Origin of the sequence: Kitasatospora sp. NBC_01266, assembly GCF_036242395.1 — a bacterium.
Lineage (GTDB): Bacteria > Actinomycetota > Actinomycetes > Streptomycetales > Streptomycetaceae > Kitasatospora.
On sequence record NZ_CP108458.1, the window covers coordinates 8,061,231 to 8,087,263 of the forward strand.

The 26,033-nt window shown below is 72.9% G+C and carries 27 protein-coding genes and 1 pseudogene; 11 read left to right on the forward strand and 17 right to left on the reverse strand.

Annotated elements, in window-relative coordinates; translation table 11 throughout:
* Positions 1-99: 99 nt before the first annotated feature.
* From gndA to OG403_RS34515, 3 genes are read left to right on the forward strand one after another with little or no spacing between them, the layout of a single operon-like run.
* The gene (gene gndA / locus OG403_RS34505; RefSeq protein ID WP_329571450.1) at positions 100-1,542 is read left to right on the forward strand and encodes an NADP-dependent phosphogluconate dehydrogenase; all 1,443 of its coding nucleotides are present in this window, start codon (positions 100-102) and stop codon (positions 1,540-1,542) included.
* A 6-nt stretch (positions 1,543-1,548) separates the two neighbouring features.
* A complete protein-coding gene (locus OG403_RS34510) occupies positions 1,549-2,613 on the forward strand; it encodes a Dyp-type peroxidase (RefSeq protein WP_329571453.1) in 1,065 nt (354 codons plus the stop codon).
* A complete protein-coding gene (locus OG403_RS34515) occupies positions 2,610-3,440 on the forward strand; it encodes a family 1 encapsulin nanocompartment shell protein (protein ID WP_329571455.1) in 831 nt (276 codons plus the stop codon). Before OG403_RS34510 ends, OG403_RS34515 begins: the two co-directional genes overlap by 4 nt.
* Here the strand turns inward: OG403_RS34515 and OG403_RS34520 are convergent.
* The 6 genes from OG403_RS34520 to OG403_RS34545 all read right to left on the reverse strand — a co-directional run bounded on the left by OG403_RS34520 (position 3,430) and on the right by OG403_RS34545 (position 9,013).
* Positions 3,430-4,590 carry a calcium:proton antiporter gene (locus OG403_RS34520; RefSeq protein WP_442911103.1) on the reverse strand — a complete coding sequence of 387 codons (1,161 nt, stop codon included), beginning with the start codon at positions 4,588-4,590 and terminating at the stop codon, positions 3,430-3,432. The genes OG403_RS34515 and OG403_RS34520 overlap by 11 nt on opposite strands.
* Positions 4,591-4,677: 87 nt before the next feature.
* Complete coding sequence (locus OG403_RS34525) at positions 4,678-5,121, reverse strand: NUDIX domain-containing protein (protein ID WP_329571459.1); 444 nt, start codon at positions 5,119-5,121, stop codon at positions 4,678-4,680.
* Positions 5,121-5,816, reverse strand: a complete 696-nt coding sequence (locus OG403_RS34530) for an HAD family hydrolase (protein WP_329571461.1) — start codon at positions 5,814-5,816, stop codon at positions 5,121-5,123. Before OG403_RS34530 ends, OG403_RS34525 begins: the two co-directional genes overlap by 1 nt.
* Positions 5,817-5,920: 104 nt before the next feature.
* On the reverse strand, positions 5,921-7,171 hold the full coding sequence (locus OG403_RS34535; protein ID WP_329571463.1) for a glycoside hydrolase family 3 N-terminal domain-containing protein: 1,251 nt from the start codon (positions 7,169-7,171) through the stop codon (positions 5,921-5,923).
* A gap of 171 nt (positions 7,172-7,342) precedes the next feature.
* Positions 7,343-7,627, reverse strand: coding sequence for a DUF6296 family protein (locus OG403_RS34540; protein ID WP_329571464.1), 285 nt, complete (start codon positions 7,625-7,627; stop codon positions 7,343-7,345).
* Positions 7,628-7,873: 246 nt separating this feature from the next.
* A complete protein-coding gene (locus OG403_RS34545) occupies positions 7,874-9,013 on the reverse strand; it encodes a HoxN/HupN/NixA family nickel/cobalt transporter (protein WP_329571465.1) in 1,140 nt (379 codons plus the stop codon).
* 305 nt (positions 9,014-9,318) lie between these two features.
* On the opposite strand from OG403_RS34545, the gene OG403_RS34550 reads away from it, so the two are divergent.
* The gene (locus OG403_RS34550; RefSeq protein ID WP_329571466.1) at positions 9,319-9,756 is read left to right on the forward strand and encodes an ArsR/SmtB family transcription factor; all 438 of its coding nucleotides are present in this window, start codon (positions 9,319-9,321) and stop codon (positions 9,754-9,756) included.
* A gap of 33 nt (positions 9,757-9,789) precedes the next feature.
* Here OG403_RS34550 and OG403_RS34555 read toward each other — a convergent pair whose 3' ends face one another.
* On the reverse strand, positions 9,790-10,950 hold the full coding sequence (locus tag OG403_RS34555; protein ID WP_329571468.1) for a DUF5954 family protein: 1,161 nt from the start codon (positions 10,948-10,950) through the stop codon (positions 9,790-9,792).
* Positions 10,951-11,002: 52 nt separating this feature from the next.
* A complete protein-coding gene (locus tag OG403_RS34560; protein WP_329571469.1) occupies positions 11,003-11,725 on the reverse strand; it encodes a DedA family protein in 723 nt (240 codons plus the stop codon).
* Positions 11,726-11,947: 222 nt separating this feature from the next.
* Between OG403_RS34560 and OG403_RS34565 the strand changes: the two genes are divergently transcribed.
* Both OG403_RS34565 and OG403_RS34570 read left to right on the forward strand, forming a co-directional pair.
* The gene (locus OG403_RS34565; RefSeq protein WP_329571471.1) at positions 11,948-13,462 is read left to right on the forward strand and encodes an MFS transporter; all 1,515 of its coding nucleotides are present in this window, start codon (positions 11,948-11,950) and stop codon (positions 13,460-13,462) included.
* Complete coding sequence (locus tag OG403_RS34570) at positions 13,459-14,100, forward strand: TetR/AcrR family transcriptional regulator (RefSeq protein WP_329571473.1); 642 nt, start codon at positions 13,459-13,461, stop codon at positions 14,098-14,100. Before OG403_RS34565 ends, OG403_RS34570 begins: the two co-directional genes overlap by 4 nt.
* A gap of 73 nt (positions 14,101-14,173) precedes the next feature.
* Here the strand turns inward: OG403_RS34570 and OG403_RS34575 are convergent, their stop codons facing one another.
* Positions 14,174-14,458: a hypothetical protein gene (locus OG403_RS34575; protein ID WP_266289895.1), complete on the reverse strand. Its 285-nt coding sequence runs from the start codon at positions 14,456-14,458 to the stop codon at positions 14,174-14,176.
* 157 nt (positions 14,459-14,615) lie between these two features.
* Positions 14,616-15,359 (reverse strand): PIG-L deacetylase family protein, encoded by a 744-nt coding sequence (locus OG403_RS34580; RefSeq protein ID WP_329571477.1) that lies wholly within the window; start codon positions 15,357-15,359, stop codon positions 14,616-14,618.
* A gap of 92 nt (positions 15,360-15,451) precedes the next feature.
* Between OG403_RS34580 and OG403_RS34585 the strand changes: the two genes are divergently transcribed.
* Positions 15,452-15,832, forward strand: coding sequence for an ArsR/SmtB family transcription factor (locus OG403_RS34585; protein ID WP_329571479.1), 381 nt, complete (start codon positions 15,452-15,454; stop codon positions 15,830-15,832).
* Positions 15,833-16,155: 323 nt separating this feature from the next.
* Complete coding sequence (locus OG403_RS34590; RefSeq protein WP_329571481.1) at positions 16,156-17,358, forward strand: ROK family transcriptional regulator; 1,203 nt, start codon at positions 16,156-16,158, stop codon at positions 17,356-17,358.
* A gap of 58 nt (positions 17,359-17,416) precedes the next feature.
* Here OG403_RS34590 and OG403_RS34595 read toward each other — a convergent pair whose 3' ends face one another.
* Together OG403_RS34595 and OG403_RS34600 are read right to left on the reverse strand one after the other, a co-directional pair.
* A complete protein-coding gene (locus tag OG403_RS34595; RefSeq protein ID WP_329571483.1) occupies positions 17,417-18,853 on the reverse strand; it encodes an APC family permease in 1,437 nt (478 codons plus the stop codon).
* Between the two features lie 75 nt (positions 18,854-18,928).
* Positions 18,929-19,444: a mycothiol transferase gene (locus OG403_RS34600; protein WP_329571485.1), complete on the reverse strand. Its 516-nt coding sequence runs from the start codon at positions 19,442-19,444 to the stop codon at positions 18,929-18,931.
* 168 nt (positions 19,445-19,612) lie between these two features.
* Here OG403_RS34600 and OG403_RS34605 point away from each other — a divergent pair, with 168 nt between their 5' ends.
* On the forward strand, positions 19,613-20,260 hold the full coding sequence (locus tag OG403_RS34605; RefSeq protein WP_329571487.1) for a DJ-1/PfpI family protein: 648 nt from the start codon (positions 19,613-19,615) through the stop codon (positions 20,258-20,260).
* Between the two features lie 80 nt (positions 20,261-20,340).
* Here OG403_RS34605 and OG403_RS34610 read toward each other — a convergent pair whose 3' ends face one another.
* From OG403_RS34610 to ctaD, 4 genes are read right to left on the reverse strand one after another with little or no spacing between them, the layout of a single operon-like run.
* Entirely contained in the window at positions 20,341-21,024 is a 684-nt protein-coding gene (locus tag OG403_RS34610; protein WP_329571489.1) for an NADPH-dependent F420 reductase, read from the reverse strand.
* A gap of 50 nt (positions 21,025-21,074) precedes the next feature.
* Positions 21,075-21,530 (reverse strand): HIT family protein, encoded by a 456-nt coding sequence (locus tag OG403_RS34615; protein WP_329571491.1) that lies wholly within the window; start codon positions 21,528-21,530, stop codon positions 21,075-21,077.
* Between the two features lie 4 nt (positions 21,531-21,534).
* The gene (gene ctaF, locus OG403_RS34620; RefSeq protein WP_329571493.1) at positions 21,535-21,924 is read right to left on the reverse strand and encodes an aa3-type cytochrome oxidase subunit IV; all 390 of its coding nucleotides are present in this window, start codon (positions 21,922-21,924) and stop codon (positions 21,535-21,537) included.
* Positions 21,921-23,624: an aa3-type cytochrome oxidase subunit I gene (ctaD, locus tag OG403_RS34625; protein WP_329571494.1), complete on the reverse strand. Its 1,704-nt coding sequence runs from the start codon at positions 23,622-23,624 to the stop codon at positions 21,921-21,923. The genes ctaF and ctaD overlap by 4 nt, the downstream gene beginning before the upstream one ends.
* A gap of 524 nt (positions 23,625-24,148) precedes the next feature.
* On the opposite strand from ctaD, the gene OG403_RS34630 reads away from it, so the two are divergent.
* Complete coding sequence (locus OG403_RS34630; protein WP_329571495.1) at positions 24,149-24,913, forward strand: LysM peptidoglycan-binding domain-containing protein; 765 nt, start codon at positions 24,149-24,151, stop codon at positions 24,911-24,913.
* A 98-nt stretch (positions 24,914-25,011) separates the two neighbouring features.
* Here OG403_RS34630 and OG403_RS34635 read toward each other — a convergent pair.
* Positions 25,012-25,164 (reverse strand): annotated as a pseudogene (locus tag OG403_RS34635) (GNAT family N-acetyltransferase); the annotation flags it as partial.
* A gap of 62 nt (positions 25,165-25,226) precedes the next feature.
* Here OG403_RS34635 and OG403_RS34640 point away from each other — a divergent pair.
* Positions 25,227-25,979 carry a maleylpyruvate isomerase family mycothiol-dependent enzyme gene (locus OG403_RS34640; protein WP_329571497.1) on the forward strand — a complete coding sequence of 251 codons (753 nt, stop codon included), beginning with the start codon at positions 25,227-25,229 and terminating at the stop codon, positions 25,977-25,979.
* Positions 25,980-26,033: the final 54 nt, after the last annotated feature.

Here is a 26,033-nt window from a genome sequence, read left to right on the forward strand (position 1 = left end):
TCGGAGCGGGTGGGCAGGGCAGTCTGAATTCCGAACACCCGCACCACTGCTCGGCCCCGACCATGTCACCGTCCCGGACCAGCGACTGGAGTCACCTGTATGAGCGTCCAGCAGTCAGCCGACATCGGCGTCACCGGACTGGCCGTCATGGGCCGCAACCTGGCCCGGAACTTCGCCCGGCACGGCCACCGGGTCGCCCTGCACAACCGCAGCGCCGCCCGCACCAGCGCGCTGGTGGCCGAGTTCGGCCACGAGGGCGAGTTCGTCCCGAACGAGACGATGGAGCAGTTCGTCGCCTCGCTGGTGCGCCCCCGCCGGATCGTCATCATGGTCAAGGCCGGTGAGGCCACCGACGCGGTGATCGACGAGCTGGTCCCGCTGCTCGAACCCGGTGACATCGTGGTCGACGGCGGCAACGCGCACTTCCTGGACACCCGGCGGCGCGAGGCGGCGCTGCGCGAGCACGGCCTGCACTTCGTCGGCACCGGCATCTCGGGCGGCGAGGAGGGCGCGCTGGAGGGGCCGAGCATCATGCCCGGCGGCACCACCGAGGCCTACAAGTCCCTCGGGCCGCTGCTGGAGTCGATCTCCGCCAAGGTGGACGGAGCGCCCTGCTGCACCCACGTCGGCCCCGACGGCGCCGGACACTTCGTCAAGATGGTGCACAACGGCATCGAGTACGCCGACATGCAGCTGATCGCGGAGGCCTACGACCTGCTGCGGCACGGCGGCGGCCGCCAGCCCGCCGAGATCGCCAAGATCTTCCGGTCCTGGAACGAGGGCCGCCTGGAGTCCTACCTGATCGAGATCACCGCCGAGGTGCTCGGCCACACCGACGCCGCCACCGGGCAGCCCTTCGTCGACATCGTGCAGGACCGGGCCGAGCAGAAGGGCACCGGGCGCTGGACCGTGCAGACCGCGCTCGAACTGGGCGTGCCGGTCAGCGGCATCGCCGAAGCCGTCTTCGCCCGCTCGCTCTCCGGCAGCACGGCGCTGCGCGAGGCGGCCCGCGACCTGCCGGGGCCGGGCGAGACCTGGCTGGACAGCGCCGCGGCCGACACCTTCGCGGCCGACGTGGAGAAGGCGCTCTACGCCTCGAAGATCGTCGCCTACGCGCAGGGCTTCAACCAGATCCAGGCCGGCAGCGCCGAGTACGGCTGGCAGATCTCGCCCGGTGCGATGGCCTCGATCTGGCGCGGCGGCTGCATCATCCGGGCCCGGTTCCTGAACCGGATCACCGCCGCCTACCAGGCGGACCCGCAGCTGCCCACGCTGCTCACCGACGAGTACTTCAAGGAGGCGCTCGCCGACGCCCAGGCGGCCTGGCGCCGGGTGGTCTCCACGGCCACCCAACTCGGCGTGCCGGTGCCCGGCTTCGCCACCGCGCTGGCCTACTACGACTCGCTGCGGGCCGGCCGGCTGCCGGCCGCGCTGATCCAGGGGCAGCGGGACTTCTTCGGCGCGCACACCTACCGCCGCACCGACCGGGACGGCGTCTTCCACACGCTCTGGGGCGGCGACCGCAGCGAGCAGGAACACTGACCGACCGTGACCACTGAGCACGACACCGCGGGGGCGGCCCGGACCGGGTCGCCCCCGCGGCCGCAGGCCGTTCTGGACCCGCTGACCGAAGCCGCGCTCTTCCTGGTGCTCACCGTGCGCCCCGGCGGCGAGCCGGCCGTGCGCGAGCTGCTGCCCGAGCTGGCGGCGCTGCGCCGCTCGGTCGGCTTCCGGGTGCCGCAGGCGCGGCTCAGCTGCGTGGCGGGGATCGGATCGCGGCTCTGGGACCGGCTCTTCGCCGGTCCCCGCCCGGCCGAGCTGCACCCCTTCCGCGAGCTGCGCGGCCCCCGGCACACCGCCCCCGCCACCCCCGGCGACCTGCTGCTGCACCTGCGCGCCGAGCGGCAGGACGCCTGCTTCGAGCTGGCCGGGCAGCTGCTGGCCCGCCTGGCGGACGCCGTCGAGGTGGCGGACGAGGTGACCGGCTTCGGCTACTTCGACCGGCGCGACCTGCTCGGCTTCGTCGACGGCACCGAGAACCCCGAGGGCACCGAGGCCGACGCCGCCGCGCTGATCGGCGCGGAGGATCCGGACTTCGCGGGCGGCAGCTATGTGATGGTGCAGAAGTACCTGCACGATCTGACGGCCTGGCAGGCGCTGCCGGTCGAGCAGCAGGAACACGCGGTGGGCCGCACCAAGCTCGCCGACATCGAACTGCCCGACGCCGAGCAGCCGGCCGACTCGCACGTGTCGCTCACCAGCCTGGAGCCGGCGGCGGACGGCGGCGAACGGCAGATCCTGCGGGCGAACATGCCGTTCGGCTCGTACGCGAGCGGCGAGTTCGGCACCTACTTCATCGGCTACTGCCGCACCCCGGCGGTCACCGAGGAGATGCTGGAGAACATGTTCCTGGGCCGCCCGCCCGGCAACCACGACCGGCTGCTGGACTTCTCCACCGCCGTGACCGGGGGACTCTACTTCGTCCCGGCCGCCGATCTGCTGGCCGACCCGCCGCCGCCCGCGCCGTCCGGCGCCACCGCCGGCTCGGACGGTTCGCTCGGTATCGGCAGCCTCAAGCCCGACAGAAGCCTGAACAGGAGTACCACCGCATGAACAACCTGCACCGCGCGCTGGCCCCGATCTCGGCCGAGGCCTGGGCGGAGATCGAGGAGGAGGCCCGGCGCACCTTCACCCTGCACCTGGCCGGGCGTCGGGTGGTCGACCTGGTCGGACCGGCCGGCCCCGAGCTGGCGGCGGTCGGCTCCGGGCGCCGGCGCGAGATCCCCGCGCTGGTGCCCGGCACCGAGGCGCACACCCGCGAGTCCCGTCCGGTGGTCGACCTGCGGGCGCCGTTCACCCTGAGCCGGCGGGCCGTGGACGACGTGGAGCGCGGCGCCAAGGACTCCGACTGGCAGCCCGTGAAGGACGCCGCCCGCACCATCGCCCTGGCCGAGGACACCGCGATCTTCGAGGGCTGGTCGGCCGCCGGGATCAGCGGGGTGCGCGCCGGTTCGGAGAACCCGCCGCTCGCGCTGCCCGCCGACGTGGTCGACTACCCCGACGCGGTCAGCCGGGCGCTCAGCACGCTGCGCCTGGCCGGAGTGGACGGCCCCTACTCCCTGCTGCTCGGCGCCGACACCTACACGGCGGTCAACGAGACCTCCAACCACGGCTACCCGGTGCGCCAGCACCTGGCCCGGGTGGTCACCGGCGAGATCATCTGGGCGCCGGCGCTGGCGGGCGCGGTGGTGGTCTCCACCCGGGGCGGTGACTTCGAGCTGCACCTGGGCCAGGACCTGTCGATCGGCTACCTCGGGCACGACGCCGACTCGGTGCGGCTCTACCTGCAGGAGTCGCTGACCTTCGCGCTCTACTCGCCGGAGGCCGCGGTCACCCTCACCGCCACACCCGCCGCCGGCGCCACGGTGGCTAAGGGCTGACGGCCAGGATCACGTAGCCGGCCAGCACGGACAGGTGCACCCCGCCCTGCAGCGGGGTGGCCCGTCCGGGGATCACCGTCAGGGTGCCCACCGCCACGGTGAGCGCCAGCAGCACCAGATGGGTGGCGCCCAGGCCCAGCACCAGCGGGCCGCTCAGCCAGATCGAGGCCAGCGCGACGGCCGGGATGGTCAGCCCGATGCTGGCCATCGCCGAGCCGAGCGCCAGGTTGAGCCCGGTCTGCACCTGGTCGCGGCGAGCGGATCGGACGGCGGCGATGGTCTCCGGCAGCAGCACCATCATCGCGATCACCACTCCCATCACCGAGGCGGGCAGCCCGGCTGCCGTGACCCCGCTCTCGATGGTCGGTGAGACCGTCTTGGCCAGCCCGACCACGGCGATCAGCGCGACCAGCAGCAGGACCAGGCTGGTCACGGTGGCCTGGGTGGTGGGGCGTTCGTCGTGCGGTTCGGTGGCGGGGCTGTCCGTGGTGGTGTGGTCGGCGGGGGCGGGGGCGGGGGCGGGGGCGGGGGCGGGGGCGAAGCTGTCCATCTCGGTGTCGTGCAGGTTCGGCGGCAGGAAGTACTCCCGGTGCCGCACCGTCTGGGTGGTCACGAAGAGCCCGTACAGCACCAGGGCGGCGGCCGAGGCGAAGGCGAGCTGGGTCGGCGAGAAGTCCGGCCCGGGCGTGCTGGTGGTGAAGGTGGGCAGCACCAGGCTGAGCGTGGCCAGGGTCGCCACGGTGGCCAGCGCCGCGCCGGTGCCCTCCGGATTGAAGACCGCCACCCGGGTGCGCAGCGCGCCGAGCAGCAGGCAGAGGCCGACGATCCCGTTGCAGGTGATCATGATCGCGGCGAACACGGTGTCCCGGGCGAGCGTCCCGTTCTTGGCCGGGGCGTCCGCCATCAGCGTGACGATCAGCGCGACCTCGATCACGGTCACCGCGACCGCCAGCACCAGCGATCCCATCGGCTCGCCGACCCGGTGCGCGACCACCTCCGCGTGGTGCACCGCCGCCAGCACCGCCCCCAGCAGGACCACCCCGGTCAGTGCGGCCACGGGGGCGGGCAGTGACCGGCCCCAGACCAGGACCAGCAGGACGGCCGCCAGCAGCGGTAGCAGCAGGGTCCACCGGCTCAGGGCGGCGGTCATGGTGGTGGTCAACGGTCCGCTCATCGCACCGAGCTTGACAGACCCACTGCTTGACCGCTGCTCAGAAACGCCGTTCCTGAGCGTCCGTCAGAATCCCCGCGGCTCGACCAGGGCGAGGGTGGCGTCGAGCTGGGAGTGCCGGGGCGTCGGGAGCTGGTCCGGGGTGAACCAGCCCAGCGCGTCGAACTTGTCCGGCTCGCCGATCGCCACCGTCGCCGGGTCGACCCGCACGGCGCAGACCACCGCGACCCAGTGCGAGTCCACCGGCTCGCCGCGCAGCACGTTCCGCACCCCGAGCACGGTGGTGTCCAGCGCCTCGGTGGCGTACTCCTCGCGCACCTCGCGGGCCACCGCCGCCTCGAAGCTCTCGCCGAACTCCACCGCGCCGGCCCCGCAGTCCCAGCGCCCCGGTTCGTCCCGGGCACCGGCCGCGCGCCGGGCGAGCAGTAGCCGCCCGGCGCCGTCGTGGCAGACGAAGACGCAGGAGACGGCGATCCGCCGGTCCTCGGCCGCCGTTCGCGACCGGCCCATCAGAAGTGCTGCCCGAGGTCGGTGAAGGCCGCCAGCCGGAGCACCCCGGGGTCCTGTGGGTCCAGCGCGACGTCGTTCTCCAGCGCCCAGGTGTGCTGGTGCGGGATGAAGACCGCGTTCAGTCCGGCCCGGCGGGCGGGCAGGATGTCGGACTTCGGCGAGTTTCCGATCATCCAGGTGCGCTCGGGCACCAGCGCGTGCTCCTCGGTCAGCCGCCGGTAGGCCGCGACGTCCTTCTCCGGCACGATGTGCACCGCCCCGAAGCGCCCGGCCAGCCCGGAGGCGTCGATCTTGGCCTGCTGCTCGGTCCGGTCGCCCTTGGTGAGCAGCAGCAGCTCGTGCCGCTCGGCGAGCGCGGCCAGCGTCTCGGCCACGCCCGGGATCAGCTCCACCTCCGCGCCGCGCACCGAGGCGGCCAGCGCCTCGAGGCGGGCCAGCTCGGCCGCGGTGGCCGGCCGCGCGTGCAGCTGCTCGAAGCACTCGCCGAGACTGCGCAGGAAGACCTGGGAGCCGTACCCGTGGGTGGCGGCGTTGGCCGCCTCGATCGCGTCCAGCGCCGAACGGCCGGCGGCCCGGCTGGGCGCCGGCGGGACCACCTCGTCCAGGAACGCCTCGATCGCCCGCTCGAAGCGGATGTTGTTCTCCCAGAGGGTGTCGTCGGCGTCGAAGACCAGGACCTGCTTGTCACGTCGCATCCGGACACCGTACGTGGCACCGGCGCCCGGGAGCAGCCCGTTTTCCGGGGTGCGCGGCCGGCGGTGAACAGCGCCCTGCCGCAGGCCGGCGGTGAACGGCGGCCCTACCGCAGGCCGGCGCGCAGCGCGGTGATCCGGGCGACGGCCGCGTTGAAGTCGGCCTGGTCCAGGCGGCCGGTGGTCAGCGCGTCGGAGAGGGCGGTGGTGGCGTCCTCGCCCTGGGTCGGGCTCCCGGTGGAGCAGAGCAGCAGGTCCATACCCGCCTGGGCGGCGGCCACGGCCCGCTGGCCGGTGCTGCCGTAGGCCTGGAGGGCGCCGGCTTCGAGGGCGTCGGTGACCGTCACCCCGTGGAAGCCGAGCCGGTCGCGCAGCTCGCCGCCGACCACGGTCGGTGACAGGCCCGCCGGGTGGTCCGGGTCGAGCGCGGGGTAGACGGCCCAGGAGACCATCACCAGGTCCACACCGGCCGCGATCGCCGCCGGGTAAGGGGTCTCGTCGGCCGCGGCCAGCCGGGCGCGGGAGACCGGCAGGGTGACCGGTCCCTGGTCGGTGTTGGCGCCGGCCGGCGCGGTGCCCAGGCCCGGGAAGTGCTTGGCGGTGGCGGCGACCCCGGCCTGCTGCTGGGCGCTGATGAAGGCGCCGCCGAGCGCGGCCGCGGCCGCCGGGTCACTGCTGTAGGAGCGCTCGGTGGCGTCGATGAAGTTGCCCTGCTGGGTGTAGACGTCCAGCACCGGGGCCAGGTTGACGTTCAGCCCGTTGGCGGTGAGGTTCCGCGCGGCGCCGGTGCCGGCCGCGCGTGCGGCCGCCATCGGCTCCGCCGACCCGCCGACCGCGCGCTCGGAGAGCTCCGGTGCCCCGGGCAGCCGCCGGATCCGGCCGCCTTCCTGATCGGTCATCAGCAGCAGCGGCAGCCGCACCGGACTCTCCTGCTGTGCCTGGCGCAGCGCGGCGACCGAGCGGCTGAAGGCCGCGGGGTCGACGGCGTTGAACCCGAAGAAGATCACCCCGGCGGCCCGCCCCGAGCGCACGGCGGTGAGCAGCGACTCCGGCACGGTGGTGCCGGGGTAGGAGTAGATGACGCGCTGGCCGGCCAGCTGATCGGGGGTCAGGGCGGGGATGGCGGGCGAGGTCAACGAGGCGGGTGGGGCGAGCGAGGGCGCGGCGGGCGACCCGGCGGCGATGGGCGACGCGGCCGCCGAGGCGGATGCGGCGGCGGCAGGTCCGCCGGGGGAGGCCGCCGGGGAGCCGGGCGCGGCCGGCGTGCGGGCCGCCGTGCCGCGCGGCGGCGTGGCCGGACCGCAGCCGGCCAGCAGCAGAGCGAGACAACCGAGCAGCCAGCGGCGGGGTGAGTCCATGCTGGAGTCCTTCGGGTGGGCCGACTCGTCTGTTCGAGCATCGCTCACCAGGACGAACAAGGCGTGCACCGCTGCGCCTTCGGGTGCGTGTCGGTCACACGAGTGGGTCCCGGGGCGGTTGCCCCGGGACCCACTCGTGTACTGCCCGCGCTGTCTCGGGCCGGCCGTGCCTCAGCTCACCGGCCCGCCCCAGGCCTCCCGGAAGGGCGGGGCCGCCGAGGAGCGCGCCTGCGGCAGCGGTACGGCGTGCAGGCACTGGTGCTGGTGCCCCTCGTCGGCGTCGAGCAGGCTGGCCACCCCATCGCCGATGGTGACCCGGAAGTCCCCGGAGGCGTTGGTATAGATGGCATTGCCGCCGACGCTGCGCGGTGTCCAGTGCACCACGACCACGGTCGCGGGCCGATGCCCGCCGACCCGGCCGGGCAGCGAGATTGCATAGCGCTGGACGGGTTCCACGATCGGACCTCCTCAAGACCGGTGAACCGGGAGCCCGGACCGCCGTCCGGGCTGATCCCAGAGCGTCTGCCCAACAATCAGCCGCTCAATCCCAGTTTGGCATGGTCATTACGCCGCAGAACGGGTCACCTCGGGGAGGGCTGATCGGTTTCGTCGGGCGGTGCCTTGAACCTTGGGTCGGCCCGGAGCACCGGAGCACCGGAGCACCGGAGCACGGAGCACCGGGGCACCGGAGCGGTTCCGCGGTCAACCGGCGGCCTGCGGCTGCTCCGGCGCCGGGGCGGCCGCCTTCTCGTTCAGGCCGGCCTGCCAGCGGGCTTCGACGTTGCCGAAGCGCCAGAAGAGGAGGGCGACGATCCAGGTGGCGGCGAAGAGTCCGGCGATCACGAAACCGGCCTTGTTGATGTCGAAGTTGGCCATGAAGTCCCAGAAGGCGCCGTGCAGGTGCATCTCGCTGGTGAGTACGCCGAGCATCTCGATGGTGCCGATCAGGAACGCGGCGGCGATCGACAGGCCGGTGATGACCAGGTTGTAGTAGACCTTGCGCACCGGGCGGGCGAAGGCCCAGCCGTAGGCGAAGTTCATGAAGCAGCCGTCGAGGGTGTCGAAGAGGATCATGCCGCCGGAGAAGAGCAGCGGGAGCGCGAGGACCGCGTAGAAGGGCAGGCCGGAGGTGGCGGCGTAGGCGGTTGCGGCCAGCAGGACGACCTCGGTGGCGGTGTCGAAGCCGATGCCGAAGACCATGCCGACGAAGAACAGCTGCCAGGTGTGGTTGATGGAGCGCATGAACTTGCCGAAGAAGCGGTACATCAGACCGCGCGCCTGGAGTTGGCGCTCCAGTTCCTCCTCGTCGAAGGTGCCGCGCCGCATGTCGCGGAAGACCTTGCCGATCCCGACCAGGACCACCAGGTTCAGCGCGGCGATCAGGTAGAGGAACCCGGCCGAGGTCAGGGTGCCGAGCATGCCGCCGAGGGTCTCGTAGGTCGAGTTCGGGTCGACCATGGCACCGAAGACGGCCTTGGCGGCGACGGTGATGCCCATGCCGACGGCGACCACGATGGTGGAGTGGCCCAAGGCGAAGAAGAAGCCGCTGCCGAGTGGTCTCTTGCCGTCCGCCATCAGCTTGCGGGTGGAGTTGTCGATCGCGGAGATGTGGTCCGCGTCGAAGGCGTGCCGGGCGCCGAGCGTCCAGGCGGTCACCGCGACGCCCAGGCCCACGCCCAGGCCGTCGTAGCGGAAGTGGTGCGGCAGCACGGTGAGCACGAAGATGCCCCACCCGAAGCCGTTCAGGGCCAGGATGACCAGGGCCATCAGGCCGAGCCTGCCCCACTCGCTCGGGTGCAGCGCGTGCACGATCGATCGGGTTCTGGTCGTCAGAGCGGACACTGGGCATCCTCCTCGGGATGCTCGCAGGCGCAGGTGAGCCAGGGCCAGCCGCCCGAAGGCCCTGGGCCGGACCGACCTTCCTGCGAGGCTGGAACCGTTGGATGCGGCAACAGGCGACCGGACTCGTCCCCCTCGTGCGGGGGCTTCACCGTTGCGGGACAGTGCCGGGTTCACACCGGCTTCGCTGAGGCTGCACCGTCACCGCCGGGGGCGGAGACGGCCGTCAGCCTAGGGCCAAGGCGTCATAGTCTTCAAGGTTGCGCAACTGATGAGATGTTGTGGGATCTCTGTGCCACAGTGGTGGCATGCACCTCGTGCCGGCCGAGCGGGCCCACCACACCACCATTGACGACCACCGGGCCTGCGCGGCGATCGAGGCACTGGGCGATCCCGAACAGGTCGCCGCCTGGGCCGCCCGTTTCGCCCTGCTCGGTGACCCGCACCGGCTGGCGATGCTGCTCTGCATCAGCGGTGCCGGCCCGATCAGCGTCACCGATCTCGCCCTGGCCACCGGCATGAACGCCACCGCCGTCTCCCAGGCGCTGCGCCTGCTGCGGGCAGCGGGCGTGGTCACCGGCACGCGCGACGGCCGGGTGATCCGCTACCAGTTGGCCGATGACACGCTCCGGCCGCTGATCGCGCTCGCCGCCCCGGCGCCGGCCGACCGGGGAGCGGGCGGGGGAGTCGGCGGGGGAGTCGGCGGGGGAGTCGGCGGGGAGGCCCAGCAGGCCGACGCGATCTGACGGACAGTCACCACTCAGGTGGCCGGGCCGGGGCTACTTGCGGCCGCCCCGCTTCGGCGGCTGCTTCTTCTTGCGCCGCTGCTCCTTGGCCGCCACCGCGGCCCGCCGCTCCTGCTCCTTGATCATCAGCTGGTGCATCTCCTCGGCGTCCGGGCCGAGCACGATCGGCGCGTTCTCGTCCTCGTCCTCGGGAATCGAGCCCGCGGCGCGCAGCTGCTGGTCGTGCACCTTGAACGGCGGCTGCAGGCTGCGGTCCGAGGAGCGCGGGCCCTCGGGGCCGTCCGGACCGATCCGGATCAGCCGCTCGACCCGGACCACCCGCAGGTGGCGCCCGGCGACGTCCAGGTCGTTCGCCCGGTTGTCGTCCAGCCACTGGGCGGCCCGCGCGTACTCCGCGCGCTGGGCCGGGTCGAGCCGGCGCCGCACCGGGTCCACCACCCGCAGGCCGAAGGAGATCGAGTCGCGCGCGTCCTGCGGAGAGGTGGCGAGCGCCGGCAGGCTCGGCTGCCAGCCGAAGGCGGTCCGTTCGGCGACCATGAAGACGGGCGGCAGCAGCACGCCGCCGGGATGGGTCTGCACGGCCCGGACGGCGTCCTCCTTGATGCCCTGCTCGATCGGGCCCACCGGGTGGACCAGGCCGAGCAGTTCGAGCTTCAGGATCCCCTCGGAGAGCCCGGTGACCGAGATCGGGTCGAGCACGAACCCGTCGGCCGGATCGGGTTCCTGGTAGGACAGGCCCGCGGGGGAGGGATCGGGGTCGGTGGTGCGCGGTGGCTCCGGGCCGTCGGGACCGGTCCGGATGAACCGCTCGCAGCGCACCACCCGGTAGCGGGTGCCGGCCACGGTCAGCTCGTCGATCTCCTCCCAGTCCAGCCGGTCGGCGGCGGCCAGGAAGGCCTGGCGCCGTTCCTCGTCACCGGCCTGCTCGGCCTCGTGCGCCCGGCGGCGGAAGAGGCCCGCCATGCTGTCCCGGGCGTCCTGCGGATCGGAGTTGCCGCAGTGCGGTTCGAGCCGCCAGCCGCCCTCTTCCGACTCGCGGGCGATGCCGAAGGCGGGGCCGTCGGCGCCACGCAGGTCCGGGTACGGATTCCTGGCCTGCCAGGCTTCCAGGTCGGCCAGTGCAGCCACAGGGGCGTCCGGCGGCGACATCCGGATGGTCCGGTAGGCGGGGACGTGCTCTGCGTCTTCGATCATGGCCACAGCATGGCGCCGACCCGGTCGGCCGCAGCGGCCCACCGGGTCGGGTTCAGTCGAAAGTGGGTCCCTGAGCCGTGAACGGCGACTCGGCGGGTTCGTTGTGGTAAACGGGCGGCCGCGGCTCCTCGCCCCGGGGTGCCGGCGGCAGCCGGACGGGCTGCGCCGAGGCGGCCCGGCGTCGGCGGCGTACCCGCCGCACGAGCAGTGCCGCCCCCGCCGCGGCGGCGACGGCCGCGGCACCGATCGCCTCGACGGAGTGCGGCAGGTGCTGGGCCGAGGCACCGAGGAGGTAGCCGAGCGCGACGTTGCCCACGCCCCAGGCGAGTGAGGCGGCGGCGCTGAAGGCAAGGAAGCGGCGGTAGGGCATCCGCGCGGCGCCGGCGGCGAACGGGACGAAGGAGCGGACGAAGCCGATGAAGCGCCCGGTGAAGACGGCGGGACCACCGCGCTCGCGCAGGTAGCCGCCGGCCTTGGCGACCCGGCCGCCCGGCCGCAGCAGCCGGGAGCGGCGCCGCGCGGTGACCCGGGGGCCGAGCCGCCGGCCGAGCAGGTAGCCGATGCTGTCGCCGGTGATGCCCCCGGCTATCACGGCGGCGGTCAGCGGCAGCAGGGCGAGCGTGCCGTGCGCGGCCAGTGCGGCGGCGAACAGGACCAGGGTCTCGCTGGGCAGCAGCACCCCGATGAAAGCGCTGGTCTCGGCGGCGGTGAGAGCGAAGACCAAGGTGTACGCCCATGGTCCGGCGGCCTGGACCAGCGCGGTCAACGAGCCCATCGCCGTGCCTGCTCTCTTCTGATCGCCGCTGTCTTCTGATCGCCGCTGTACCCCTCAGCCGCAACGCATGAAACGGACGGTCTGTTCCGCTCCGGCGCTCTCTGTTGCGGCCCTTTCCGGTCCCGCGCTCCGATGCCGGTCGGGGCAAGGGTTCTCGAACGGTTCAGATTATGTCATCATCAGATGACATCGCTTGATGACTAAGCTTAGGAGGGCACGCCCATGGCGACGACCACCGAGACCCCGCCGGCCCGACCGGTGCTCCGTCAACGGGCGCTGGTGCCGGTGCTGGTCTTCCTCGGCATGGTGGTGGCCGTGATCAGCAGTCTCGGTGCGCCGCTGGTCCCGACCATCGCCACCGTCGACCACGTCTCGCTCGCCGACGCCCAGTGGTCGCTGACCGTCACCATGCTGGTCGGCGCCGTCGCCACCCCGGTGCTGGGCCGCCTCGGCGACGGGCCCCGGCGGCGCGCGGTGACCCTGGGCGCCGCCGCCGTGGTGGTGCTGGGCAGCGTGCTGGCCGCGCTGCCGCTGGGCTTCGGCTGGCTGGTGGTCGGGCGCGGGCTGCAGGGCATCGGACTGGGCCTGACCCCGCTGGCCATCGCCACCGCCCGGGACAGCCTGCCCGCCGACCGCTCGCGCTCGGCGGTCGCGCTGCTCTCGATCACCACGGTGGCGGGCGTCGGCCTCGGCTACCCGATCACCGGCCTGATCGCCCAGTCCTTCGGGATCCACGCCGGCTTCTGGTTCGGCGCGATCATCAGCGCCCTCGCCCTGCTGCTCGCCGCGCTGGTGCTGCCCGCCACCCACCATCGCGCCGCCCGCCCGCTGGACGCGCTGGGCGCGGTGCTGCTCGGGCTGGCGCTCACCGGACTGCTGCTGGTGCTCAGCGAAGGCGAGAGCTGGGGCTGGGCCAGCGGCCGGCTCTGGGCGGTGGCGGCGGGCGCGGTGCTGCTGCTGGCCTGCTGGATCTGGCACGAACTGCGCACCGAGCACCCGCTGGTCGAGCTGCGGGCCCTGACCCACCGGGTGGTGCTGACCGCCGATGTGGCGGGGCTGGTCGCGGGCGTCGGGATGTACCTGCTGATGTCGCTGGTGATCCGCTACGTGCAGACCCCCACCAGCACCGGCTACGGCCTGGGCGAGTCGGTGGTGGTCGCGGGCCTGGTGCTGCTGCCGTTCTCGGTGGTGAGCGTGCTCTCCAGCAAGGTGGTGCCGGTGCTGATCCGGCGCACCTCGACCGCGCTGGTGCTGCCGCTTGGCTGCGCGGTCTCGCTGGTCTCGGTGCTGCTCTTCCTCTTCGCCCGGGGCCAGCTCTGGGAACTGCTGGTGGTGATGGCCGTTGCCGGCCTCGGCGTCGGCTGCACCTTCGCGGTGATGCCCGGACTGATCGTCAGCTCGGTGCCCGCGCGGGAGGTCGGCAGTGCGGTCAGCTTCAACCAGGTGCTGCGTTATGTCGGCTACTCCACCGGCAGCGCGCTCTGCGGCGCGGTGCTGCAGGCCCACACCGCCCCCGGGCAGTTGCTGCCCGGTGACGACGGCTACCGGTTCGCCGCGCTGATCAGCTGTGCGGTGTGGGTGGCGGCCGGACTGGTTACCATCGTGCTGCCCCGGCGCGGCGCCGTGGCGGCTGAACAGGCCACGGTGGACGAGGAGCTGATGGTGGAGGAGAGCATCGCCGACATCGCGCCCGGCGAGGACGAGGTGCCCATCGTCCCGGTGCGGGCCGAACGGTGACCGAGGCCACCGGCGGCGAGACCGCTGACGGCCGGGCTCCTGACGGCGGGTCGGCCGGGCAGGCCGCCGGGGCGGGCCAGGCGCCCGCCCGGCGCCGGGATGCCGCGCGCAGCCGCGAACTGCTGCTCCAGGCGGCTGTGGAGCTGTTCGCGGACCGGGGCTTCGAGCGCACCACCACCCGTGAGATCGGCGACCGCGCGGGGGTCGACCCGGCGCTGATCGCCCGCTACTTCGGCGGCAAGACGCAGTTGTACCTGGCCGCCGTGCGGCTCGAACTGGGCGACAACCTCCCGGCCGACCTGCTCGACCACGACCGGCTGCGGATCCTGCTGGAGCGCTTCGACCGGCGCGGCCCGGGCCCGTCCTTCCAGGCCGCGGTGCTGCCGGGCGAGAGCAGTGAGGCCCAGCAGGCCGCCCGGGACCACCTCACCGAGCGCCTGGTGCGACCGCTGTCCGACCGGTTCGCCGCGGAGGGTGCGGACCGCCCGCAGCTGCGGGCCGAGCTGGCTGCCGCCGCCTTCGCCGGGGTGGTGCTGACCCGCTCCAGCGGTGCCTTCGCCGAGCTGGCGGCGGTGTCTCCCGAGGAACTGCTGCCGCTGCTGCGCGAGTTGCTGGCCGGGGCGGGCCCGGCGAGCTGACCGGGCCCTGCCGACCGAGGTTCCGTCGCAGCGGAACCCGGTCAGGTCAGGATTGTCGAGGTGCCGGGCCGGGTCAGTCGAGTGCCGCGCCGCCGCCGGCCTTGACCGCGTTGACCGCGGCCTGGTGCAGATCGCGGGCCACCAGCTCCTCGGTCACGGCCTTGGGGCTGCCCTGCAGGGTGAACCAGTCCAGCGCGTCCGTGTACTGGACGGTGAGGATCGCCTCGGTGCCCGTCCAGGTGGTGTGCACGCTCAGGTCACCGGTGAGCTTGGCGCCCTCCGCGGTGAGCACACCGCCCGGACCCGAGCGCACGTTCTTGGTGGTCCAGGCCGCCCAGCAAGCCGCTTCCTCAGCCATTGCGTTCTCTCCACTCCGGGGGATCGCGCGGGGGATCGCGCGCTGCGTCGAGGGCGGCACCCGGTGCCGCCCTCGCAGTCTGACAACCAGTCACATCCTAGCCGCAGCGGTGGGGGTGCGCCCGCCAGGCCATGGCCGAGAAGTGTGCCCCGATGGCTCAGAAGTGCAGGTTGATCACTTCGAAGGCGGCGGCGAACCGGCTCCCGAGTCGTGATCCGGTGCTCCGGCCCATCGACTCCAGGAAGCCGCGGGCGTCCGCCATCTGTCCGCCGAGGCCGGCCAGGTAGGCCGCGTGGGCCTCCAGCGAGGCCACCCCGGCCTCGAAGGTGTCGGTGGTGTCCACGCCGTGCCCGGACTGCGGGGAGCCGGCCGCCCAGACCTGGCGCACGCCGTTCCACGGCTCGTGGCCTTCGGCGGTCAGCTCGCGGAAGACCCAGCGGTTGCCCGCGTCGCGCACGGCGTCCAGGGTGGCCCGGCCGGCCGCGATGTGGTCGGCCTGGTTCGGGAAGACCCCGCCGTAGGTCGCCCGGAAGTTGGTGGTGATCACGATCTCCGGACGGTGCCGGCGCACCAGCCGGGCCAGGTCCCGGCGCAGCGGCAGCCCGTACTCGACCGTGCCGTCGGGGTGGCGCAGGAACTCCACCGTGTCCACGCCGACCAGCGCGGCCGAGGCGATCTGCTCCGCCTCGCGCAGCGGCCCGCACTCGGCCGGGTCGATCGAGTCGATGCCGGCCTCCCCGCTGGTGACCATGGCGTAGACGACGGTCTTGCCCTGCGCCGTCCACCGGGCCACGGCGGCCGCCGCGCCGTACTCCATGTCATCCGGGTGGGCGACCACGGCCAGGGCGCGCTCCCAGTCCTCGTCGAGCGGCGCCAGCGGGGGGAGGGTCTCGTCGGTCATCGTGCTGTGCTCCTAACCGGTCAGGGTGGGTGACACGTGCGTGGTCATCGTATGCCTTGACGGGCATATAACTCCAGAGGCATGCTACTCGTGTGACGTCGGTCTTCGAAGTGCTCGCCGAGCCGCGCCGCCGCCGGATACTCGAGCTGGTGCGCGACGGCGAGCGGTCGGTCGGTGAGCTGGCGCAGGCCCTGGCGGCCAGTCAGCCGGCGGTCTCCAAGCACCTGCGGGTGCTGCGCGAGGCCGGCCTGGTCGAGGTGCGGGTGGCCGAGCAGCGCCGCCTCTACCGGCTGCGCGCCGAGCCGCTGCGCGAACTGGAGCAGTGGCTGGCGCCCTACCGGGCGCTCTGGAGCGAGAGCCTGGACCGGCTCGAGCATCACCTGGACGTGATGGACGACGTCCCGCGGTCGCCGGATCCGGCACCCCGCCGGGCCGGGCCGCGGACGGGGCAGGAGAACGGGAGCATGCCGTGACCGACCTCGCGACCCTGGAGCCGGCCGGCGACCGCTGGCGCCTGCGGTTCAGCCGCGACCTCGTCGGCGCCGCAGCTGGACGGGGTCGCCGAGCTGTGGCTGCCGGGGCGCGAGTGGGCCGAGTCGCACCCCGGCTATGTCGCGGCGTTCGGTCCGCAGGCGTCGACCATCGGCTCGCCGCCCGGATACCGGAGCGGAGCGCGGTGAGCTGACGGAGCGTCGGTGGAACTCCGCGTCCTACCGGGTCTCCCCGCTGGTCAGGCGCGTTGCATAGAGTGGCTGCGGCAGAACACGGACAGCACGGCAACGGCCCGGAGGCATCGATGAGCACCCGCCCGGCGACGGGTTCCGGCTCGCACGGTGGGCCGCAGGCCGCGCAGCCCTGGAACCGGCAGCGGCTGCGCAGCAACAACGAGTGGCTGCTCTGGGAGCGGTTGCGCTCCGCGGGCCCGCTGTCGCGCGCGCAGCTGGCCCGGGACACCGGGCTGTCCAAGCCCACCGTCTCGGCCGCGCTGGCGACCCTGGAGCGGGCCGGACTGGCTCGCGAGGCCGGGCTGCTGGCCCCCGAGCGGGGCCGGGTCGCGGTGCTCTACGAGCCCGATCCGCGGGCCGGGCACGTGCTCGGGGTGGACATCGGGCGGGCCAGGCTGCGGGTCGCGGTGGCGGATCTGAACGGGCGGATCGTGGCCCGGCACGACGTGCCCAACCGCGGTCGCAGCGCCAACGCCGTGGCGGACGCGGTGGTGGCCGCCGCGCACGAGGCCACCGAGCGGGCCGGGCTGCGGCCGGGCGAGGTGGTGCACGCGGCGATCGGCTCACCGGGCGTCTGGGACGAGTCGCAGCGCCGGGTCCACTTCGCCGCCAACCTGCCCGGCTGGGGCCGGCGCGGGCTCTTCGAGCGGCTCGCGGCGGGGCTGGGCACCAGGATCAGCGTGCACAACGACGCCAACCTCGCCGCGCTCGGCGAGTACGCCGACGGTGCGGGCGCCGGCAGCAAGGTCTTCGTCTACCTGCTGATCGGCACCGGCCTGGGCATGGGCGTGGTGGTCGGCGGCGAGCTCCAGCCGGGGGCGAGCGGCGCGGCCGGCGAGATCGGGCTGCTGCCGCTGGCCGGCGGGCAGCAGACCCTGGAGGGCACGGCCGCGGCGGAGTCGGTGGTGCGTTCGGCGCGGGAGCTCGGCCTGCGCGGCACTCTGACGGCCAAGCGGGTCTTCGAGGCGGCCCGGTCCGGTGATCCGGCCGCGCGGGCCGCCGTGCTCCGCGAGGCCCAGCAACTCGCCTTCGCCGTCGCGGTGGTGGCCGCCGTGCTGGATCCGGACCTGGTGGTGCTCGGCGGCGGCCTCGGCAACGGGGCCGACCTGCTGATCGACCCGCTGGAGGAGGAGTTGCACCGCCTCACCCCGCTGCGACCGCGCCTGGCGGCGAGCCTGCTGGGCGATGAGGCGGTGCTGCGCGGTGCGCTGGCCACCGCCCTGCTGGACGCCCGCGCGGAGGTCTTCGAACGGCGGACGGCGGCGCTGGGGTAGCGGACGCTTCGGCCCGGTCCGGCGAGGTCGGCCGGACCGGGCCGCTATGGACGGGGCGTCAGGTGCCCACGGGCAGCTGTGCGTCGGCGTCGGCGCGGCGGAACTCCTCGCGGATCTCCTTGGGTCCGAACGGCCAGATCCGCTCGAACCTGGACCAGATCAGGAACGCCACCGCGCCCGCCGCGACCCAGGCCAGCGACCACTCGATCGGGTGGTAGCCGGGCGCGTTGCGGTCGGCGTAGCCGTAGATCACCACCCAGCCCAGGGCCGCGACCAGGCTCGGCAGGGGGTAGCGCCACATCTTGTACGGGCGGGGCAGGTCGGGCTGACGCTTGCGCAGCACGGTGACCGCGAGCACCTGGGCGAACGACTGGACGATCACCATCACCGTGGTGAGCAGGTTGATCAGGGTGTTCAGGTCGGTGTGCCGGCCGATCAGGAAGCCGATCGCGGTGACCACCCCCATGGTGAGCAGGCCCAGGGTGGGGAACTCGTACCTGCGGTGCAGCCGGGAGTACGAGCGGAAGAACACCCCGTCGCGCGCCGCGTCGAAAGGCACCCGGGAGCCGCCGAGCAGGCCGGTCAGCACCGAGGCGAAGGCGGTGACCAGGATCAGCACGGTGACCACGTCGGCGGCGGTCCTGCCCCAGGTGGCCTGCAGCACGGCGGAGGCGACCGAGGAGGAGGCGATCGAGTTCGGGTCGAGCATCTGGTGCCAGTCGAGCGCGCCGAGCACGCCGATCTGCAGCAGCAGGTAGATCACCATGATGCCGACGATGGAGTAGATGATCGAGCGCGGCATCACCCGCCCCGGATTCTTGATCTCGGCGCCCAGATAGGCGGTGGTGTTGTAGCCGAGGTAGTCGTAGATGCCGATGGTCAGACCGGCCGCGAAGCCGAGCCAGAAGTGACTGTGCGTCAGATCCACCGCGTGCGCGGGCCAGGTGAAGGCGCGGGACGGGGAGAAGTGGGTGTAGGAGGCGAGCAGCACGGCGCCGACGGCGGCCAGCATGACACCCCACATCACCGTGGTGAGCTTGGCGATGCGCTCGACCCGCCCCCAGAGCAGCAGGGTGACCAGCGCGATCATCGCCAGGCCCACCAGGTCGCCCTGGCTCTTGGTCATGTGCGGCCACAGGTAGGCGAGGTACTGGACGAAGCCGACCACGCCGGTGGACATGATCAGCGGTATGAAGAGCATCGCGGTCCAGACGAACAGGAACGGCATCAGCCGGCCCGTGCGGTACTGGAAGGCCTCGCGCAGGTAGACGTAACTGCCGCCGGAGCCGGGCAGCGAGGCGCCGAGCTCGGCCCAGACCAGGCCGTCGACCAGCGCCAGCAGCGCGCCGGCCAGCCAGCCGATGATCGCCTGCGGGCCACCGAACGCGGCGACCATCAGCGGGATCGTCACGAACGGACCGATCCCGCACATCTGGCTCATATTGATGGCGATGGCCTGGAACAGGCCGATCCGTCTGCTGAGTGTCGCGGACACGGGGGGACTCCAGGGGTGAGGGGCGGTGGGCGCGGGGGATGGGTGTCCATAAGTTAAGTTTCCTAACTAGAGCAGTCAAGAGCTGCGACGGAGCAGCACGCCACGAATGAAAGCCGCCTGCCCGGCGTGCTGCAGGTCTTCCGCGATCACGCTGACCAGCCGTACCCCGAGGGTCACCGGCGGAGTCCAGGCCTCGTCCACCACCTGGTCCAGTTGCTCGGCGGTCACCGTGCGGACGAAGCCCAGCGTCCGGCGGTGCACGGCGTCGTAGTAGCCGGTCAGCAGCCGGCGCGAGGTCACCTGGACCTGCGCCACCTCGGCGGAGCTCTGGCCGTAGCCGATCACCTGCGGTGGGAACGGGAGGTCGAACTTCTCCCGCCAGCCGTCCGCCGTCCAGACCTGCTCGTTGCCCATCAGCTCGGCCAGGTGGTCGTCCTGCACCCGGGTCAGATGCCAGACCAGCCAGGCCACCGAGTTCGCCTCCGGGTCCAGCCTGGCCGTCAACTGCTTCGGTGCCAGGCCCTGGACCGCCTCATGGACGGCCTCCTTGACCCGGTCGAAGGCGTCGACCAGCAGGTCCGCGCTGTCCATCCTTGTTCTCCTTCCGTACCGAACTGGCTGAACGCTGGTGCGCGGCGGGCCCGGAGCGGGCCGCGCCGCAGCTGTGACAGGCATCCCCGGGCCGGTCGCCGGACGATCGGGGCCGACCGGGTGAGGTCGGTGCGGCGGGTGCGGCCCGCGTGGATCCGCGAGGAGAGGATGACGGCGAGGGCGGCTGCCGGCGAGGCCGGACGGCCGGGGACGGGTGAGGAGGGCGTGGCGCAGGTGATCACCGTGCAGGGGCTGACGATCGCGTTTCTGGTCGCCCCCGAGGGCAACGAGCAGGGTGAACTCGCCGGGGCGTGGCAGGCGGTGCTGGAGGCGGGCGGCATGCCGCGGCTGCTCTCCACCCGGCCCGGCTGGGTGCAGGCCTACCGGCAGTTGGATCAGGCGGACACCTTCCGGGTCGATGGGGTGGTCGAGGAGAGCGACCTTGCTGACTGCGCCGCGCTGGTGCTGCCGGGCGGGGTGGTCGGCGTCGACCGACTGCGTTCCGTGCCCGCCGCGGTGGCCTTCGTCCGGGCCTGCTGCGAGGCGGGCAAGCCGGTGGCGGCGATCGGCCACGCGCCCTGGCTGCTGATCGAGGCCGGCATGGTGCGCGGGCGGACGCTGACCTCCTGGTCCACCCTGCGCACCGATCTGGAGAACGCCGGCGCGGCCTGGGTGGACGAGCAGGTGCGGACCTGCCCGGCGGGTCCGGGCCCGCTGATCACCAGCCGGAAGACCGCCGACCTGCCGCTCTTCACCGACGCCCTGGTCAGCGAGTGCGCCAGGTTGCGCGGCGGGCTCGGTCCCTGGAGCCGATGAGGCGCGTGGGCGGCGCGCGGCCCGGGCGGCCCACCGGTGCGGCCGACCGTCGCACCGGTGGCGCCTGTTGACGACGGGTCCTAGCGGGTCGCGGCGGCGAGGGCCTGTTCGATGGTGGCGATGTCGGCGGGGTGGCCCGGGTCCAGGTCGAGGCGGGACTTCGGATCCTTGAGGTAGGGCAGGCCGTAGGCCGGGGTGCCGGGCTGGAAGCGCCAGCTCGCGGAGAGCGGCCCGGCGTCCACCGCGAGATAGCCGAGGGCGTCGAGCAGGGCGACGGTCCGCTCCTTCGCCGCGGCGTCGTCGCCCGCGATCGGCAGGGCCGAGCGGTCGGGGGCGCCGGCGGGACGGGCCAGTGCCAGCAGGTGGCCGAAGAAGATGTTGTTGAAGACCTTGACCACCCGGGCGCCGGCCAGGTGCTCCTGGACCAGCTCACTGCTGCTGGCCTCGCCGGAGTCGAGCCGGGCGAAGTGTCCGTCCCGCTCGGGGTAGTAGTTGCCGGTGTCGAGCACGAGGCGGCCGACGAGCGGTGCGGCGGGGAGCTGGAAGGCGTTCTTCAGCGGGATCGTCACCACCACCCAGTCACCCGCCCCGGCCGCCTCGGCCGGGGTCGCGGCGCGGGCCCGCGGGCCCAGCTCGGCGACCAGGCCGGCCAGGGTCTCGGGGCCGCGCGAGTTGCTGAGCACCACGTCCAGACCCGCGTTGACCGCGAGCCGGGCCAGGGTGCCGCCGATGTTTCCACTGCCGATCAGTCCAAGAGTAGCCATACCGATGACAGTGCCCGGCCGGGCGGCAGAATTCCTGACGCGGCGTCATCTCACCCGAACGGAGCATCGGATGCGGTGCGGAGCAGCTCGGCGGCGCACGTCGCGACCCGCTCGGCGACCTGCCGCGCCTCGGCCTCGTCGGCGTAGCGGCCGCGCGGCCAGAAGAAACCGCGCAGCCCGTCCTTCGGGTTGCGCGGCACCACGTGCACGTGCAGGTGCGGTACCGACTGGCTGACCTGGTTGTTCGTCGCGACGAACGAGCCCTTGGCCGCCGTCGCCCGCTCGACGGCCTCGGTCAGCAGCCGGACCCGGGCGAAGAACGGGCCGACCAGCTCGGGCGGCAGGTCGGTGAGGGTCGGCACGTGCCGGATCGGCAGCACCAGCAGGTGGCCGGGGAAGAGCGGCCGGTGGTCCAGGAAGGCCAGCGCCACCTCGTCCCGGAAGGCCTGGTGGATCGGCGCGCCCCGGTCCGCCACCAGGGCGCAGAAACCGCAGTCCGGGCTCATCGGCTCAGTTCCCCCGGTTGACGTACTGGAAGACGAAGCCGCCGACCCCGGCGGCCGTGATCCCGACGCCGATCACCAGCAGCCAGACGCCGAAGACCACGCCGAGCGCCAGCACCGCCGCGCCGGCGGCGGTCAGCGGCGGGTACCAGCTGTGCGGCGGGAAGAAGTCGAGCGGACCGGTGGTCTCGGCCACCTCGACCGCGCGGCGGTCCTGGGCGCGCGGTCCGTGGCGCACCGACTGGACGAAGAAGAAGACGGCGATCAGCGCGGACATCAGGAAGGCCATCGCGAGGGCCGCCTTGCCGGCCGGTTCATGGGCGTACCAGTCGTAGATGCCACCGAGCACGCCGAAGAAGAGGGCGATGCCGGCGAACAGGTAGGCCTCGAACCTCATGGCCGCGGCTCCTCGGGCCGGTGCGGGTCCCTGGTGACCAGGTCGGTGTCCTCGCTGGTGCTGCCCGCGTGGTGCAGGTCGAAGGCCGGGCTGTCCGAGCGGATCCGGGGCAGCGCGTGGAAGTTGTGCCGGGGCGGCGGGCAGGAGGTGGCCCACTCCAGGGAGCGGCCCCAGCCCCAGGGGTCGTCGGACTCGACCCGTCGCCCGTACTTCGCGGTGTGCCAGACGTTGAAGAGGAACGGCAGCGTGGAGAGCCCCAGCAGGAAGGCGCCGCCGCTGGAGATCGCGTTCAGCGTGGTGTAGCCGTCGGCCGGCAGGTAGTCGGCGATCCGGCGCGGCATCCCCTCGGCGCCCAGCCAGTGCTGGACCAGGAAGGTCACCTGGAAGCCGACGAAGAGCAGCCCGAAGTGCAGCCGGCCGAGCCGCTCGTCCAGCCGCCGGCCGGTGAACTTGGGCCACCAGAAGTAGAAGCCGCCGAAGGTCGCGAAGACCACCGTGCCGAACAGCACGTAATGCATGTGCGCGACCACGAAGTACGAGTCCGAGACGTGGAAGTCGATCGGCGGCGCGGCCAGCAGCACCCCGGTGAGGCCGCCGAAGAGGAAGGTGGCCAGGAAGCCGATCGCCCAGAGCATCGGGGTCTCGAAGCTCAGCGAGCCCTGCCACATGGTGCCGACCCAGTTGAACATCTTCACCCCGGTCGGCACCGCGATCAGCAGCGAGGTGAGTGAGAAGAAGGGCAGCAGCACCTGCCCGGTGACGAACATGTGGTGGGCCCAGACCACGGCCGAGAGCCCCGCGATGGTGATGGTCGCCGCGACCAGCCCGAGATAGCCGAAGATCGGCTTCCGGCTGAAGACCGGGAGGATCTCGCTGATGATGCCGAAGAACGGCAGCGCGACGATGTACACCTCCGGGTGCCCGAAGAACCAGAACAGGTGCTGCCAGAGCAGCGCACCGCCGTTGGCGGCGTTGAAGACCTGCGCGCCGAGTCGGCGGTCGGCGAGCAGCGTCAGCAGGGCGGCGGTGAGCACGGGAAAGGCGAAGAGTGCGAGGACCGAGGTGAGGAGCGCGTTCCAGGTGAAGATCGGCATCCGGAACAGCGTCATCCCCGGTGCCCGCAGGCAGACGATCGTGGTGATGAAGTTGACCGACCCGAGGATCGTGCTGAGACCCGCCACCGCCAGTCCCGCCGCCCACAGGTCGGCGCCGGTGCCCGGGGAGAAGACCGCGCTGTTCAGCGGGGCGTAGGCGAACCAGCCGAACGAGGCGGCGCCGTCGGCGGTGAAGAAGCCGCTGAGCACCATCAGCCCGCCGAACAGGAACACCCAGTAGGTGAAGGCGTTCAGCCGTGGGAAGGCCACGTCCGGTGAACCGATCTGCAGCGGCATGATCCAGTTGGCGAAGCCGGTGAAGGTCGGGGTCGCGAAGAGCAGCAGCATGATCGTGCCGTGCATGGTGAAGAGCTGGTTGTACTGGGCGCTGGTGACGACCCGCGCGCCGGGCTGGGCCAGCTCGGCCCGCATCACCATCGCGAGCACCCCGCCGATCAGGAAGAACCCGAAGGAGGTGGCCAGGTAGAGGCTGCCGATCTCCTTGTGGTCGGTGGTGCTCAGCCAGCGCAGGACGGTGCTGCCGTGGCGCAGGCGGGTCGCGCTGCCGGGAGCGAGGTCCTGCTCCGGCTCCTCCACGACGGTCATCCGGCCTCCTGGGGCTTGGTGGGTCCGAGGGCCGCCCGACGGGCCCGGCGGGTCGGGTCGGGACCATGCTCGTCCCGGCCGCGGTACGCGGGGTGGTGCAGCGCCAGCGGGAGAGCGCGGTTAGCTCGGACGGCGGGCAGCGTGTGCCGGGGGCCACAGCCGGGCGGTTTTGCGGCGGAGGGTGAGCGGGCGGCTGCGCCGGGTGGCTGTTTGCGCGTGGCGTGCGCCACTTTCCGACCGCAGGTGACCTGGGTGCTTCGCCTGGAATCCAGTGGTTTGGGGTGAATTTCCTGGCCGGTTTCCGGGGGTAACGGCGTCTGGCCTGGGGCGATCCGGGTTTGGTTGATCGGGGTCCCGGGGGTGCGTAGGTTCGATCTCGACGCAGTGAGCGTCACCCGGGACCGCCCCGGGGCCCGTGGGTATCCCGGGCCGGGGCGCGGGCCGTGCGGGAGCCTTCCTCCGCTGGTTGTGGGGTGTGGTTCCGTGCGCGCGTTTGTCCGGGCACCAGCAACAGAGGAGATCCTTTGACTTTCCGCAACGAGAACACCGCCACCACCACGACCGAGAAGGCCGGCAAGCGCTCGCGGGTGCGGCTGGCGGTGCTGGGTGGGGCGCTCGCCGTCCTGCCGGTGGCGGGTCTCGTGACGGCGAACGCGGCCTCCGCCGCGTCGACGTCGACCTGGAACGCGGTGGCGCAGTGCGAGAGCACCGGGAACTGGTCGATCAACTCCGGTAACGGCTTCTCCGGCGGCCTGCAGTTCACCCCGAGCACCTGGGCCGCGTACGGCGGCACCCAGTACGCGCCGACCGCCGCCCAGGCGACGCAGGCGCAGCAGATCTCGGTGGCCGAGAAGGTCCTGGCGGACCAGGGCCCGGGTGCCTGGCCGGTCTGCTCGGTCAAGGCCGGCCTGACGGCCGGTGGCCCGGCGGCGCAGGTGGACACCACCAGCGGTTCGACCGCCACCTCCACCCCGGCCGTGGCGCCGGCGCAGCAGGCTGCTCCGCAGCAGCAGGCCGCCCCGGTCCAGCAGCAGGCCGCGCCGGTCCAGCAGCAGGCCGCGCCGAAGCAGCAGTCCGCCCCGAAGCAGTCCGCTCCGGTGCAGTCGGCTCCGGTGCAGAAGCAGGCCCCGGCGAACGCGGGCGGCAGCTACACCGTCAAGAGCGGTGACACGCTGAGCGCGATCGCGGCCTCGCACGGCACCACCGTGGCCAAGCTGTTCGGCGCCAACGCGCAGACCATCGGCGCCAACCCGGACGTCATCATGCCGGGCCAGGTCCTGAGCATCTGATGCAACGCCCGTGACACCTGTCGCGACGGCCGCCCCCTGTCCCATTCGGGACCGGGGGCGGCCGTGCTGCGTCGTCCGGGATGGTGCGCCGGCTCCCGCCAGCCGGCCTTGGCCGCCACCCGGCAGGAGGCCGGGTTGGCCACCGAGTAGCAGAGCCGGAGCCGGTGCAGGCCGAGTTCGTCCAGGGCCCACCGGCTGACGCGCCTGCTGGCTTCGACCACGACACCGCCGCCGCGCGCCGGGGGCAGCACCAGTAGACGATGACGGGGCCCGACGGCGGGGACCGGGTGGCTCATCGGTAGGCTCCGACGCCATGCCGATGAACTGGTCCGGTACGCCGGTGAACGATTCGGGTCAACTCCTCGCGGAGCTGGCCCACTCCACTGCCCGGGTCCTCGCCGCCGTGGCGGCGCTGGACGACACGGCGGTCCGCGCGCCGTCCACGCTGGCCGGGTGGAGTCGCGCCCAGGTCATCACTCACCTGACCGGCGCCGCCGAGGCGTACCTGCGGCTGCTGGCGTTGGCCCGCACCGGAGTTGAGCCCGCGCCACGGGTCGATGCCGCGACGTCGGCCGACGTCGTGCGGCAGGAGGCGGCGCGGCCCGCCGCCGAACTCGTCGCCGGGTTGCGGGATCGGTTGGAGCGCTTGGCGGATGCCACCGCGGCGATGCCCGCCGAACGGTGGGACACCCTGGTCACGGCGCTCGCGGGCTGGCGGCACCCGGCCTGGTTCACCCTGTACCGGTGCTGGCGCGAACTGGAGACCCACCACGTCGACCTCGATGTCGGCTACCGGCCGGTCGACTGGCCCGAGGCATACGTGGCGTGGGCGCTGCCGGAGACGCTCGCCGCCCTGACCGCCCGCGCGTTCCCGCTCGCCCGGGTGACAGCCGTCGACCTCGGCCGTGGCTGGACCGTCGCGGAGACCGGGCCGGTGGTGAGCGGTGAGGGCCACGCGCTGCTCGGCTGGCTCAGCGGGCGTCTGGACGGTGCGGCACTGACCTCGGACGCGCCGTTGCCGCAGCCCCCGACCTGGCCGCAGCCGCCGTTCCCCGGCTGGAACTGACGCTGCGTCAGGGAGAGTTGCCCGGACGGAGCGAAACCCCGGCCTTCCCGTGGC